The sequence below is a fragment of the Pseudomonas sp. PI1 genome (assembly GCF_000812405.1).
Classification (GTDB): domain Bacteria; phylum Pseudomonadota; class Gammaproteobacteria; order Pseudomonadales; family Pseudomonadaceae; genus Pseudomonas; species Pseudomonas citronellolis.
This window is the reverse complement of sequence record NZ_JWMC01000050.1, coordinates 23,149-35,864: the sequence shown is the minus strand read 5'-3', so window position 1 is coordinate 35,864 and position 12,716 is coordinate 23,149. Positions and strand designations below refer to the sequence as shown.

At 59.0% G+C, this 12,716-nt stretch carries 15 protein-coding genes; 14 read left to right on the top strand and 1 reads right to left on the bottom strand.

Translation table 11 applies throughout. The features are described from left to right. Nucleotides 1–39 precede the first annotated feature (39 nt). Complete coding sequence (locus tag RN02_RS17250; RefSeq protein WP_010792515.1) at nt 40–612, top strand: hypothetical protein; 573 nt, start codon at nt 40–42, stop codon at nt 610–612. Here RN02_RS17250 and RN02_RS17245 read toward each other — a convergent pair. After that, nucleotides 609–992, bottom strand: a complete 384-nt coding sequence (locus RN02_RS17245) for a DUF4231 domain-containing protein (RefSeq protein WP_038405143.1) — start codon at nt 990–992, stop codon at nt 609–611. The genes RN02_RS17250 and RN02_RS17245 overlap by 4 nt on opposite strands. A gap of 234 nt (nt 993–1,226) precedes the next feature. On the opposite strand from RN02_RS17245, the gene RN02_RS17240 reads away from it, so the two are divergent. The 13 genes from RN02_RS17240 to RN02_RS17180 all read left to right on the top strand — a co-directional run bounded on the left by RN02_RS17240 (nt 1,227) and on the right by RN02_RS17180 (nt 12,692). Next, complete coding sequence (locus tag RN02_RS17240; RefSeq protein ID WP_021018409.1) at nt 1,227–2,225, top strand: ATP-grasp domain-containing protein; 999 nt, start codon at nt 1,227–1,229, stop codon at nt 2,223–2,225. 75 nt (nt 2,226–2,300) lie between these two features. Further along, the gene (locus RN02_RS17235; RefSeq protein ID WP_010792512.1) at nt 2,301–3,440 is read left to right on the top strand and encodes a trypsin-like peptidase domain-containing protein; all 1,140 of its coding nucleotides are present in this window, start codon (nt 2,301–2,303) and stop codon (nt 3,438–3,440) included. Between the two features lie 69 nt (nt 3,441–3,509). Beyond that, complete coding sequence (locus RN02_RS17230) at nt 3,510–4,637, top strand: phosphoribosyltransferase domain-containing protein (RefSeq protein ID WP_010792511.1); 1,128 nt, start codon at nt 3,510–3,512, stop codon at nt 4,635–4,637. Beyond that, nucleotides 4,627–5,385, top strand: coding sequence for a hypothetical protein (locus RN02_RS17225; protein WP_010792510.1), 759 nt, complete (start codon nt 4,627–4,629; stop codon nt 5,383–5,385). The genes RN02_RS17230 and RN02_RS17225 overlap by 11 nt, the downstream gene beginning before the upstream one ends. After that, on the top strand, nt 5,378–6,472 hold the full coding sequence (locus RN02_RS17220; protein WP_010792509.1) for a cysteine protease StiP family protein: 1,095 nt from the start codon (nt 5,378–5,380) through the stop codon (nt 6,470–6,472). The genes RN02_RS17225 and RN02_RS17220 overlap by 8 nt, the downstream gene beginning before the upstream one ends. Further along, nucleotides 6,472–7,419, top strand: coding sequence for an HpcH/HpaI aldolase/citrate lyase family protein (locus RN02_RS17215; RefSeq protein WP_010792508.1), 948 nt, complete (start codon nt 6,472–6,474; stop codon nt 7,417–7,419). The genes RN02_RS17220 and RN02_RS17215 overlap by 1 nt, the downstream gene beginning before the upstream one ends. Beyond that, nucleotides 7,419–8,147, top strand: a complete 729-nt coding sequence (locus RN02_RS17210) for an HAD family hydrolase (protein WP_010792507.1) — start codon at nt 7,419–7,421, stop codon at nt 8,145–8,147. Before RN02_RS17215 ends, RN02_RS17210 begins: the two co-directional genes overlap by 1 nt. Before the next feature lie 2 nt (nt 8,148–8,149). Then, entirely contained in the window at nt 8,150–8,743 is a 594-nt protein-coding gene (locus tag RN02_RS17205; RefSeq protein ID WP_010792506.1) for a TerD family protein, read from the top strand. Beyond that, entirely contained in the window at nt 8,740–9,930 is a 1,191-nt protein-coding gene (locus RN02_RS17200; protein ID WP_010792505.1) for a TerD family protein, read from the top strand. The genes RN02_RS17205 and RN02_RS17200 overlap by 4 nt, the downstream gene beginning before the upstream one ends. A gap of 47 nt (nt 9,931–9,977) precedes the next feature. Further along, on the top strand, nt 9,978–10,427 hold the full coding sequence (locus tag RN02_RS17195; RefSeq protein WP_010792504.1) for a tellurite resistance TerB family protein: 450 nt from the start codon (nt 9,978–9,980) through the stop codon (nt 10,425–10,427). A gap of 11 nt (nt 10,428–10,438) precedes the next feature. Then, nucleotides 10,439–11,473 carry a TerC/Alx family metal homeostasis membrane protein gene (locus RN02_RS17190; protein ID WP_010792503.1) on the top strand — a complete coding sequence of 345 codons (1,035 nt, stop codon included), beginning with the start codon at nt 10,439–10,441 and terminating at the stop codon, nt 11,471–11,473. A 28-nt stretch (nt 11,474–11,501) separates the two neighbouring features. Then, the gene (locus RN02_RS17185; RefSeq protein WP_010792502.1) at nt 11,502–12,080 is read left to right on the top strand and encodes a TerD family protein; all 579 of its coding nucleotides are present in this window, start codon (nt 11,502–11,504) and stop codon (nt 12,078–12,080) included. Nucleotides 12,081–12,113: 33 nt separating this feature from the next. Then, complete coding sequence (locus tag RN02_RS17180; protein WP_010792501.1) at nt 12,114–12,692, top strand: TerD family protein; 579 nt, start codon at nt 12,114–12,116, stop codon at nt 12,690–12,692. Nucleotides 12,693–12,716: the final 24 nt, after the last annotated feature.

Genomic DNA, 12,716 nt, shown 5'->3' with positions numbered 1-12,716 from the left:
TCCCGGTAAGCTGGCGCAAAACCTTTCGAAGAGGTGTCTATGAGCCCGATCCGCACTTGTTCCCCAATTGCCAAGAGAACAACCGAGACCTTTGTTGACCACGTCAACATTGGCGGCGAGCGTCAGAGAGTTGAATTTCAGCGGGAGGTTATCTGGCTCCAGGAGTCTGAGACGCAGCTCCTGTACGTTCACGGAGGCAAGATCCTCACTAAGGGGCCGTGTCACAACGACTACTACGGGTACCTCACCTCTCTCAATCCGCAAGAGCTTGGCGCTCTGAACCTTGCAGATCACTTCAGCGTTGATCAGCAAAGCACCCTGGATATCCAGCTGGTCACTACCGTTTTCCTGATACCTGTGCACGAGTCGAATGAGAACAAGGAGCACAACAGGACGAAACCTGCGGACTATCGGGATCACTACAGCTACATTCCAGATGGCTGGCGCTATGAGCGGCAGAGTGACGGGCACACGATCTACCCTCAGCCGGAGCGCGAAGAATTGGGTAAGGAGATCGTCTGGTCGACGCAGTGGAGTGAAGAGGAAAACCTGCGGAAGCTGGAGGACTTTAAGCGCCGCTGGGCCTTTTCCGTGGGCCAGGTGAGTAGCTAGTCCAGCTTGTCCAACTCCTTGGTACGTTCATCAATGACTTTCTGGGCGGAGGAGAGGAGGGCTTCAGGATCAGCCCCTTCCTTCATCGCTTCGATTACCAATATCTGCATCTGATGCCGAGAGCGCCTGTTCAAGCGGAAATTGGTCTCAAAATCCAGGGCAGCCATGACCGTAGTCATTATGGCTGCTCCACCCGCAAGAATGGCTGATAAGTCAGATCCTAGCCCCTCAGGGACGAATGACAGCTTTGCAACGATGGCAGCGGATGCGGATAGGACTGCTGAAAGGATCAGCAGCAGTCTGTATCCGATCTTCCATCGTATAGCTGAACACCGGTACCGAGATTCCTGTTTCTCGAGGACCGCCACGACCTGAGTCATCCGTTCTGCATCCATTTCAGAGCGACCTTTACGGTGGACTTGCCCAGAGTGTAGCCAGCGTTTGCCATATCTAGTGGCAAAGTGACTTGTCTTTTGGCCAGCTCTTGCCGATACCCTCCAGTAGAATGCCCCCGCCCGGTTGATACGCGCCGAGCCCCCGTTATCGTCCCTTCCACCATAAACACAGCTGACCGCTCGTTCTGCACGGGCGCGGCCTCCATGAGGACACACATCTTGATCTGGTTTCTTGAGGGACAATCCAGCCAGCGCGACATTCTTCTAGGAGCGCGTGAGGCCCTACCACCGGAGGTAAAGATTTTTGCCTCCCATCGCCAAGAAAGGCCTGAAATCACCGGTCACGCCGACGTGAGCTTCATTGAGCCGAAGGACAACCAAGAACGAATCGACTGGGTAATCGAGACAGCCTTGACCCATAAGATCAAAGTTATCCTGGCCGGCCGAGTGGGGAGTGTTTTCGAGGCCCAGCGTCGCCGATTCGAGGCTGCAGGGCTGGTGCTGGTTACCGGTGGTTCGACCATGAGCACGTTCGAGCTGGTAGACGACAAAAGCAAGTTCACTGCTGAAGCAGAGCGCGCTGGACTTGCCTGTGTCCCCGCGATTACGGCAACCAACGCCGAGGAACTCATCGACGCCTACGAAACCCTTCGCGCTCACGGAGACGTTTGTGTGAAGCCGGCTGTGGGCATTTACGGCCAAGGATTCTGGCGATTCAAGTCTGAAGCGGACCCGTTCCGTTGCTTCGCCAACCCCGACTCTCGGGAAGTCCAGTTCGAAACTTACCTGCAAGCCTATCGCGCCGGCGGGGAGCGTCCCGCCATGCTGGTGATGCCGTACATGGCGGGGAGCGAGTGCTCGATCGACATGGTTTGCGAGTCCGGCCGTCCGGTGGCATACGTTGGACGCCGGAAGCAGGGCCTTCACCAGACATTCGAGAACGATTCGCCAGCGGTTGAACTCGCACTGAAAGCCGCTGCTCACTTTCAGTGCGATGGACTGGTCAACGTCCAGACGCGGGATGATGCAGATGGTGTCCCGCATCTCCTCGAGATCAATCCGCGGTACTCGGGCGGCATCGGTTACACCCGGCATACGGGAATCAACCTGCCAGGTATCTTCGCCACCAGAAGGCTCGGACTGCCCGAGCCGGTGAGTCAGTGGATACCAAATATCAGGGTGAAAGCCATTACCGTTGCGGTGCCAGTGGCGACCTGATATGTAATCAAGCCTCAAGTTTGATACTATTTTGCCGCTTTTTATAAGGTACGGGACTCAAGGAGCGAAGCAGGGATGATGGTGCTGGCGCCTGGCGCAAACACCGCTTTGGGAGCTGCGCAATGCTCCTGGACGCTGGAGTGCGGAAATTCCTCGGCATTCGGGGAATACGCAGCTGTTGCTCTGCTTCCACTAGACGATAAACGTCACCCCCAAGGGGAGGCAGCACTGTTCCAGGTCACCCAGCCCTGGATGCAGTGGAGTGGCGCGCAGGAGAAAGTCAGCTGCAGCTTGAATCTCGCCCAACTGCCGACCGGCGCCGACCGTCTGCTCCTGGTGGTTTACACCTTCTCGGCAATGGGACCAGTCAGCGAACTCCGGTCCCTTCGCCTGCAAGTCGACTCTCAGATCGAAGTCAGCTTGGACCTATCCGACAATGGCGAATCAGCCATCATCGTCGGCGAGTTCTACTGCCGCAATCAACAGTGGAAATTCCGCGCTCTCGCTGAAGGGTCGGCATACGGTCTCTCAGCGCTTGGACGTCGGATCGGGCTGAATATCGACGATGCCCATCCTCATCGCCGCTTCGGTTCCTCAGATCAGAACCGATCGGCAGCCGGCGCGACCGGTACCGGCTTTGCTGTGACATCCACTCATATTCTCACGTGTGCGCATGTGATCGAGGGCATGCAAGAGATCCACATTGCTTCGTTCGAGGGTCGGCATCGTGCCGAGGCCGTAGTTGTTGACCAGCGGAATGATCTGGCGCTCCTCCGGGTGCAAGGTGCACCTGCCTTCAAACCAGTGGCTTTCCGCGATGGTATTGGCTGTGACCTGGGGGAAACAGTAGTTGCCCTCGGGTACCCACTCGCTGGGCTGGCCGGTGGAGGAATACACGTTACTCAGGGGGGCGTATCTGCACTCTTTGGCCTACACAATGACGCCAGCCTGCTCCAGTTCACTGCTCCGATTCAGCCGGGATCAAGCGGAAGCCCTCTGTTCGATGGTTCTGGATCGGTTGTGGGGATGGTGACCTCCACTGTTCCTGATGCGCAGAACATGAACTTCGCAGTCAAGGCTGGACTTGCCCTGGCGTTTCTCGACGCCTGTGGTGTAGAGCCCAATCGTGCCCCGACAGGAATGACCTTCACGACATCCCAGATGGCCCGTGAAGCCCAACAATCGCTTTGGAAAATCGAGGCGCGGAATCCGTAAGCCCTATTCGGGTTGAAAGCAAGGGACAAGGCGTTAGGGTCACCCCTCGCGCCAATCAAGGAAGCAATCATGGAAAACAACGTAGTACCAACGTCCCTACGCGCCCAACTCAAGCGGGGGCTTCTTGAGGTCAAAGTCGACGACGCCGTCCTCCCTCCCGCTAACCTGTTCGGTTTTGCAGAGCGCCGGAATCCCAAGCGGGCATTCCTATTCGTTTCCAAAGTGCTGGGCCGCCATATACCAGTGCGCCCATCGGTCATGGCTGCCAGCTTCGAGAGCCTGGCTGCTGAAATCCCGCCTGATCTCCCTGGACCAGTGCTGGTCATTGGCATGGCCGAAACTGCCGTAGGCCTCGGTGCCGGGGTGCACCGCGCCTTCAGCGCAACTCGCCCTGACAGCATGTACCTCATCAGCACTCGCCATCCCCTCGGCACCGAGCTCTTCGCTCGTTTCGAGGAAGAACACAGTCACGCCAGCGCCCACCTGATCCACATGCCCGTCGACCCAGAAATCCGGGAAATGATGCTCCAGGCTCGATCGCTGGTACTGGTGGACGATGAGGCTTCCACCGGGAAGACCTTCGTCAACTTGCATCGCGCCCTGGTAGATGCAGGCCTGAGCAAGATCGAGCGTGTCGTCACGTGCGTCCTCACGGACTGGTCTGCTGGCGCTGTGCGCCATGCCATCGGCGAGCAGGCGACAGCGGTGTCGCTGATGCAGGGCTCCTATCAGTTCCATGAAGACCAGGCAGCGCCGCTGCCCGAAATGCCAGACGTAGGGGCCGTATCCATCGGGGAGTGGCCACTTTCGGCAGATAAAGACTGGGGCCGCCTGGGCGTCCGTCATGTGGAAGACACGCTTGCTCCCGAGATCCAGGTCCAACCCGGCGAAAAGATCATCGTGTTGGGTACCAGTGAGTTCGTCTGGCGTCCCTTCCTGCTGGCCGAGCGGCTGGAGCGTGCAGGCGCTGATGTTCACTTCAGTTCCACCAGTCGCTCTCCAATCGCCTTGGGCCACTCCATTCAGCATGCCCTGTCGTTCTCTGACAACTACGGTCTTGGCATCCCGAACTTCCTCTACAACGTGAAGCCGGGGCAGTTTGACCGAGTTCTGATCTGCACCGAAACCCCCGCGCAGGCAGTCCCTGCAGAGCTGGTTACGGCCCTGAGTGCGGAGGTGATTTTCGATGAGCAGTAATCGTCCCCTGGTATTCGTCGACCTCGACGACACCTTGTTCCAGACCGCTCGCAAGATGGTCGAAGGTACGCCGCGCACTACCGCGACGCTGGATGTACACGGCCAACCCAATGGGTACATGAATCCGGTCCAGCACTCCTTCGTCAACTGGCTGCTGGCTTCGGCCGATGTAGTGCCTGTCACCGCGCGCAGCGTAGAGGCTTACAGCCGCGTTAAGCTCCCCTTCACCGAGGGGGCTATCTGCTCGCATGGGGGTGTAATGCTCCGGCCTGATGGCACACTGGATCAGGACTGGCATGGACAGATGGCCGAGTCCCTTTGGACCTTCCAGGATCGACTGCCGGCGTTGAGCGAAGCAACCCTGCAGATCGGGAAGGACATGGGTTATTCGCTCCGCGGTTGGGTTGTGGAAGAAGAGGGCCTGCGCCACTACGTGGTGACCAAACACAATGAATCCGATGACGCTGTCCTCTCCAAGGTCCTGAACGAGGTTCAGGCTCGAGGCATGCTGGAAGGCATGCACATCCATGCCAACGGCAACAACCTCGCTTTCCTGCCCAAGGGGCTGGCTAAGCGCCTGGCCGTTCAAGAATGGCTGCGCCGTGACGCCAAAATCAACGGCGAACGCCCGGTCCTCGGCTTCGGCGACAGCATCACTGACCTGGGATTCATGGACCTTTGCCACATGTGGGCTACACCCGCTCGCAGCCAATTGGCCAAGGCCGTGGAGGAGATGATCAATGAGTAATCTCCTCGCAACCCTGAACACCGTCGGCAGCGGTAGCTACGCGCCGGAAGACGTCCATTTCCTTCTGCAGTCGGTGGAAATGAATGTCACCGATGTCGAGGAGAAGGAGCGCCTGATTCAAAGCAATCAGAAGCACTATTCGGAGATGATCAGCCAAGAACACGCGCCTACCGACGTGCACAAGTCCCTGTACGCCCGTGCGCTTGTGCAGAACGGGGCGCGCATGGCTGAAGATGTTCAATCTCTGGCTTTGGCGTTGAATGCCGCCTACACCGGCTCCAGCATCGCCCTGGTTTCCTTCGTGCGCGCCGGTCTTCCACTTGGCGTCCTGCTCCGTCGGGCACTGGTCGAGATGGGCCGTGACGCCCACCATTATGGCGTAAGCATTATCCGTGATCGCGGGATCGATACGGTGGCCCTCCAAGCGATCATCCAGTTGCACGGTGCGGAGAACATCGTCTTCGTGGATGGCTGGACCGGCAAGGGAGCAATTTCTGGCGAGCTCAAGCGGACGCTGGGAGCCGACAAGCGTTTCCCGGAAGAACCACGTCTCGTTGTACTTGCCGACCCCTGCGGCCGCGCATGGCTCGCTGCCTCCGCAGAGGACTGGGTAATCCCGTCCGGAATCCTGGGCGCAACCGTTTCAGGCTTGGTATCTCGATCCATCTGGCCGACTCAAGGAGGGCTTCATGGTTGCGTGGTTTACGACCACCTGCATGAACACGACGTTACACGTGAGTTCATCGACAAGATCGAGGCTGAGCGCCAAGCGCTGAACAGTGTTCAAACTGCATCGCCCTGGACGCACGAGCAGCGCCTGAAGCTCCAGGCCGCAGCTGAAAACGTGGTCACCTCCCTCGCTACCCGCTTCGGCATCAGCAACCTGAACCGCGTAAAACCGGGTATTGCCGAGGCAACCCGAGCAGTCCTGCGCCGAGTGCCCGATCACGTGCTGGTCCGGGATCGTAACGACGGCGACGTGCAACTCCTGCTGCATCTCACTGAGCGCGCTGGGGTAACGGTGGAGGAGGCCGGCGAGGCACTGGGGCCGTACCGTGCGGTAACCATCATCCGGAGTACGAACTGATGAAGGCGATTTCTCCATTCGCTCTCGGGGCGACTCTGTACATGCCGGCAACTCGCGATGACATCCTGGATGTCGTGTTCGGGATGAAGATTCCTGAGCTTCGCTCACTGGTGGTATGCCTGGAAGACGCAGTGGCGGCGATCGACGTCGAAAGTGCGCTCGCAAATCTGCAGGCGCTCCTCATGGGCATCGACGCCCGTGGCGGCCGCCCGGAACAGGGGCCGTTGCTATTCGTCCGTCCTCGCGATGCAGAGATGGCAGCAGTGCTGAACGAATGGCCGCTGATGAAGCACGTCAACGGGTTCGTCGTTCCCAAGCTAACGCTGAAGTCTCTTGCTTTCTGGGAGGCCGCGGTCAGCAACCCTAATCTCTATCTCATGCCAACTCTGGAAACGAGCGATGTTTACGATCCGGGTGCCATGGTGGAGCTCGGTCAGGCTCTGAAAGCCAACCTGAACCAACGCATCATCGCCCTCCGGATTGGCGGGAACGACCTAATGGGCTGCCTCGGCCTGCGCCGGAACCCTGCCACCACGCTCTACAACACACCGATGAGCTACGTGATTCCCATGCTCGCCGGCGTAATGGGAGCACAGGGCTTTGCCCTGACGGCCCCTGTATTCGAACAGCTGGCCACCCCCCATCTTCTTCGGGAGGAGTTGAAGCTCGATATCGCGCATGGCCTGGTAGGCAAGACGGCAATTCATCCAAGCCAGATCAGCATCATTCAGGACACGCTCCGCGTGAGCCTGGAGGACCTCAACTGCGCCAAGCTGATCGTCAACGATGTGGCCCCCGCCGTCTTCAAGCACAACGACGCAATGTGCGAGCCGGCTACTCATTACAAGTGGGCAGTAAACATCCTCGAGCGCGCCAAGTGGCACGGAGTGAAGCCCGCCGAAATGGGTAATGGCGAACTCAGTGTCCGCCTGGCCGAGGCTAACTGATGAGCATCGAAATGCTGGAGGCAGGGCCGAAAGGAGCGAAGGTGCTCTCGGTGTTTGACTTCGATGGAACCCTCACCCGGCACGACAGTTTCGTGCCGTTCCTTCGGTTTGCCTTCGGCACTCGTGAGTTCACCCTTCGTATCCTCAGGCTGGTGCTGCCCAGCCTGAGGTATCTCGGCAGGGGCATGTCGCGGGATGAGCTTAAGGCCCAGCTGGTGAGCACATTTCTCGCCGGCGTGGAAGCCAAATGGGTGGGCCAGAAAGCAGAAGATTTCTGCCAGTCGGTTTGGCCTAAGCTCATGCGCCCATCAGGGTTACGATCCGTCGCGGCCGAAATGGCGTCCGGAGCAGAGGTGACACTTTGCTCAGCCTCTCCGGCCCTGGTTTTGCGTCCATTCGCCGACCGGCTCGGTATCAAGCTCATCGGGACAGAATTGGAAGTGGTCGATGGCCGGCTGACCGGCAAGATCAGCGGAAACAATTGTCGCTGCGAGAACAAGGTACTCCGACTGGAAGCCATCTATGGTCCGCTGACCCAATACCGGTTGAGGGCCTGGGGCGATACTCGCGGCGATCATGAATTACTGGCTGCTGCGCAAGATGCGCATTGGCGTCATTTTCACCCCGTATGGCGGCGTTCCCGCCCGCGGTTTAGCAAAGCAGGGAGCCCGGGGAGTGTTCCTCCGCGTGCCTCCCACTCGAACTCTGAAGATCAACAAGGAGCGTAAACATGGCACTCACCCTGAGCAAAAATCAGAGCATCTCGCTGGAGAAAACTGCCGGCAGCGGACTGACCTCGGTCAGCCTGGGACTGGGTTGGGACCCGGTGAAGTCCGGTGGTTTCCTCTCCAAGCTCCTCGGGGGCGGCAGCGACTCGATCGACCTCGACGCCTCCTGCATTCTGCTGGACGGGAACATGAAGCCGGTGGACCTGGTTTGGTTCCGTCAGCTCAGTTCGAAGGACGGCTCCATCAAGCACTCCGGGGACAACCGCACCGGGGAAGGTGAGGGCGACGATGAAACCATCAACGTCGACCTGCAGCGCCTGCCGGCCACCGTCCACCACCTGGTATTTACTGTCAACTCGTTCACGGGGCAGAAATTCGACCAGGTAGAAAATGCATACTGCCGCATCGTGAACTCGTCCAAGAACCAAGAGCTGGCGCGCTTCAATCTCGCGGAGAAAGGCCAGCACACCGGTGTAGTGATGGCCAGCCTCAGCCGCAAGGGTAACGACTGGGACTTCAAGGCGATCGGCCAATCCACCAACGGCCGCACCGCGGATGACCTCGTCAACCTGGCCATTCAGGCGGTACGCGCATGACAACACTGGTACCTGGCGGTAATGCGCCGGTTGCCACCGGCCAACTGCGCGTGGACATCAGCTATACGCCGATCCCAGGCGCAGACCTTGATATCTCTGCGTTCGCCCTGACCAACACGGGGAAAGTCCGCGGCGATGGTGACATGTGCTTCTACGGCCAAACCAGCATTCTGAGCGGCGCAGTCCAGCTGACGGCCAGTTCGGCCGGTCGTGCTGAATTCGCAGTCGATCTCAGTCGTGTTGATCCTGCCGTGGAGAAAGTTGCGCTCACCGCGACCATATACGAGAACAAGGCAACCTTCGATCGCGTTTCGACGCTGGCGTTGGCCCTTACTGGAGGGATTGAAGCTCAGATCCCAACACGCGGGATGAACGAAACGGCGCTCATTCTTGGCGAGTTCTACCTGCGCCAGGGAGCGTGGAAGTTCCGCTGTGTCGCACAGGGCTTCGCGGGTGGCCTAGAGCCGCTGGCTAAGCATTTCGGTGTCGATATTGCAGCGCCGTCGGGGAATCCGGCCCAGAACACGGCGCAGCCGGCACCCGCTCCCGCGCCGGTACCGCCAGCCGCGCCGAAATCGACGATCAGCCTCAGCAAGGTGACCCTCGACAAGTCTCGCTCGAGCATCAGCCTGGAAAAAACGTCTGCTGGCTTCGGTGAGATTAAGGTCAACCTGAACTGGAACCAGGGCGGCACTGGCCTGCTTGGCGGCCTTCTTGGAAAACGCAATGCCATCGACCTGGACCTGGGTTGCCTGTTCGAAATGCAGGACGGCTACAAAGGTGCTGTACAGGCGCTCGGTCAGCGGTTCGGTGATCTGCGCGAAGAGCCGTACATCCAACTGATGGGGGATGACCGTACTGGCTCTGTCGCTGGTGGTGAATGGCTTCACATCAACGGGCAACACTGGAGCGAGGTTAAACGGATTCTGGTGTTCGCCTTCATCTACGACGGCGCTCCCAATTGGAAAGCAACCGACGGGGTGGTGACCATTTTCGTTCCCGGGCAACCGGAGATCGAGGTACGCATGAACGAGGAGGGAGGTCGCCACGGCATGTGTGCGATTGCTCTTCTTGAAAACGTGAATGGGGCCGTTAAGGTCTCTCGCCGAGTCGACTTCCATCCCGGGCACGAAGAGATGGATCGAGCCTACGGCTGGGGGATGCGCTGGAAAGCGGGCTCCAAGTAAAACTTATCCGGCGGGGCCCTAGTGCCCCGCTCATTGAGGGGGAACACATGCTCGAATGGCTGAAAACTAACGCGACGAAAGCTCGCGAAACACTGACTACCGAAGTCGCCAAGTTCAAAAATCGGACCTTCATGGAGGCAGTAGCCAATGCGTGCGCGCTGATCTCCGCGGCGGATGGTGAGATCAAATCCGAAGAGAAGATGAAGATGACCGGCTTCATCAACAACTCCCCGGAACTGAAGGTCTTCAACCTGAACGACGTGATCAAGGTCTTCAGCGATGCCTGCGGCAAGTTCGAGTTCGACTTCCAGATTGGCCAAGCCGAAGCCCTGAAGGCGATCAGCAAGGTCAAAGGCAAGGACGGCGAAGCTCGCCTGCTGGTGCGTGTGGCCTGCGCCATCGGCGCTTCCGACGGTGACTTCGACGACAAAGAGAAAGCGGCCTGCCGCCTGATCTGCCTGGAGCTGGGCCTTAACCCGGCAGACTTCGAACTGTAAGGAACTGAAACGTGGAAACGACTCACATTGGCTTCCCACCGCTGACCATGGCGGTATTTGTCGGCCTGGCGCTTGCCGCCCTGCTGCTGGACATGGTCACCCACCGCGATGACAAGCCGATCACTCTGGCGCGCGCCTCTATCTGGTCCGTGTTCTGGGTGGCGATTTCCCTGGCGTTCGCAGGTTTCCTCTACGTGCAACACGGCGCTGAAGTCGCCAGCCTGTTCGTTACCGGTTACGCCCTTGAGAAAGTGCTGTCGGTCGACAACCTGTTCGTCTTCATGGCCATCTTCGCCTGGTTCAAGGTGCCGGATGGTCTGCGCCACCGCGTTTTGTACTGGGGCATCATCGGTGCAATCGTTTTCCGTGGCGTGTTCGTAGCGATCGGTACCGGCCTGCTGGCCTTTGGTCCCTGGGTTGAGATCGTCTTCGCGCTGATCGTGGCTTGGACGGCGGTGATGATGCTCAAAGGTGGTGACGACGATGATGCTGAGGAGGATTACTCCCAACATCTCGCCTACCGATTCGCCAAAAAGCTCTTCCCTGTATGGCCGAAGCTGTACGGCCACAACTTCTTCGTGAGCCGTAAAAAGCTCGAAGTCGAAGTCCAGAAGACCGAGAACAAAGGCATGAGCCTGGCGGCGAAGGGCGGTCTGTTCGCCACCCCGCTGTTCCTCTGCCTGGTCGTAGTCGAGGTGTCTGACGTACTGTTCGCCTTCGACTCGGTACCGGCGGTAATCGCGGTGAGCCGTGAGCCCCTGATCGTCTACTCGGCAATGTTGTTCGCAATCCTGGGCCTGCGTACCCTCTACTTCGTCCTCGAAGCACTGAAGCGTTACCTGGTGCACCTCGAGAAAGCGGTCGTCGTGCTGCTGTTCTTCATCGCCGCCAAGCTCGGCCTGAACGCCACCGACCACCTGTTCCACCACGGCATCAGCATCGATCCGAACACCAGCCTGCTTATCGTCCTGGCAGTTCTGGCAGTCGGCATCCTGGCAAGCGTGATCTTCCCCGAAAAGGAAGAAGCGCAAGCCGAAAACCAGTAATCAGTAGCAACCACAAGGAGCTGTATACATGGCACTGTCTCTTCAAAAAGGTGGCAACCTCTCCCTGTCCAAAGAAGCACCTGGCCTGACCAAGATCCTGGTCGGTCTGGGCTGGGACCCGCGCTCCACCGATGGCACCCAGTTCGACCTCGACGCCAGCGCTTTCCTGCTGAACGCCACCGGCAAAGTCCGCGGCGATGCCGACTTCATCTTCTACAACCAGCTGAAGAGCCCGGACGGTTCCGTTGAGCACACCGGTGACAACCGCGACGGCGCCGGCGACGGTGACGACGAAGCGATCAAGGTCGACCTTAGCCGTGTGCCGGCCGACGTCGACAAGATCGCCTTCACCGTGACCATCCACGACGCTGAAAACCGTCGCCAGAACTTCGGCCAGGTCAGCAACTCCTTCATCCGCATCGTCAACGAGGCCAACGGCTCCGAGATCGTTCGCTACGATCTGGCCGAAGACGCTTCGACCGAAACCGCGATGATCTTCGCTGAGCTGTACCGTCACAACAGCGAATGGAAGTTCCGCGCCGTCGGCCAAGGCTACGCTGGTGGCCTGAAGGCCCTGGCCAATGGTTACGGTCTGACCGTCAACTGATCCCTCACCCCAACTGAATCAAGGAATCACACCATGGCAGTATCTCTCTCGAAGGGCGGCAACGTCAGCCTGTCTAAAGAAGCACCTGGCCTGAGCGAAGTCGTAGTAGGCCTGGGCTGGGACCCGCGCGTTACCGATGGCACCGAGTTCGACCTGGACGCCTCGATCTTCATCACCGGTGAAAACGGCAAAGTCCTGAACGACTCCAGCTTCATCTTCTACAACAACAAGAAGTCCACCGATGGTTCCGTCGAGCACCTGGGCGACAACCGTTCCGGCCAGGGCGATGGCGACGACGAGCAAGTGAACGTCAAGCTGACCGGCCTGGGCGCCGACGTGAAGAAGCTGGTCTTCGCCGTCACCATCCATGACGCCGAAGCTCGCAAGCAGTCCTTCGGTCAGGTGGGCAACGCCTACATCCGCGTCCTGAACAAGGCCGACGGCAAGGAAATCGCTCGCTACGACCTGTCCGAAGACGCCTCCACCGAGACCGCCATGATCTTCGGCGAGCTGTACCGTCACAACGACGAATTCAAGTTCAAGGCGATCGGCCAAGGTTTCGCCGGCGGCCTGAAGCCTCTGGCTGAAGCTCACGGCGTGAGTATCGGCTAAGCAGAAAGGCAGGAAAAAGCCCCG

Coding starts and splice junctions, on each gene's coding strand:
- RN02_RS17250 (WP_010792515.1), top strand. CDS start 40: ATGAGCCCGATCCGCACTTGTTCCCCAATTGCCAAGAGAACAACCGAG.
- RN02_RS17245 (WP_038405143.1), bottom strand. CDS start 992: ATGACTCAGGTCGTGGCGGTCCTCGAGAAACAGGAATCTCGGTACCGG.
- RN02_RS17235 (WP_010792512.1), top strand. CDS start 2,301: ATGATGGTGCTGGCGCCTGGCGCAAACACCGCTTTGGGAGCTGCGCAA.
- RN02_RS17230 (WP_010792511.1), top strand. CDS start 3,510: ATGGAAAACAACGTAGTACCAACGTCCCTACGCGCCCAACTCAAGCGG.
- RN02_RS17225 (WP_010792510.1), top strand. CDS start 4,627: ATGAGCAGTAATCGTCCCCTGGTATTCGTCGACCTCGACGACACCTTG.
- RN02_RS17220 (WP_010792509.1), top strand. CDS start 5,378: ATGAGTAATCTCCTCGCAACCCTGAACACCGTCGGCAGCGGTAGCTAC.
- RN02_RS17215 (WP_010792508.1), top strand. CDS start 6,472: ATGAAGGCGATTTCTCCATTCGCTCTCGGGGCGACTCTGTACATGCCG.
- RN02_RS17210 (WP_010792507.1), top strand. CDS start 7,419: ATGAGCATCGAAATGCTGGAGGCAGGGCCGAAAGGAGCGAAGGTGCTC.
- RN02_RS17205 (WP_010792506.1), top strand. CDS start 8,150: ATGGCACTCACCCTGAGCAAAAATCAGAGCATCTCGCTGGAGAAAACT.
- RN02_RS17200 (WP_010792505.1), top strand. CDS start 8,740: ATGACAACACTGGTACCTGGCGGTAATGCGCCGGTTGCCACCGGCCAA.
- RN02_RS17195 (WP_010792504.1), top strand. CDS start 9,978: ATGCTCGAATGGCTGAAAACTAACGCGACGAAAGCTCGCGAAACACTG.
- RN02_RS17185 (WP_010792502.1), top strand. CDS start 11,502: ATGGCACTGTCTCTTCAAAAAGGTGGCAACCTCTCCCTGTCCAAAGAA.
- RN02_RS17180 (WP_010792501.1), top strand. CDS start 12,114: ATGGCAGTATCTCTCTCGAAGGGCGGCAACGTCAGCCTGTCTAAAGAA.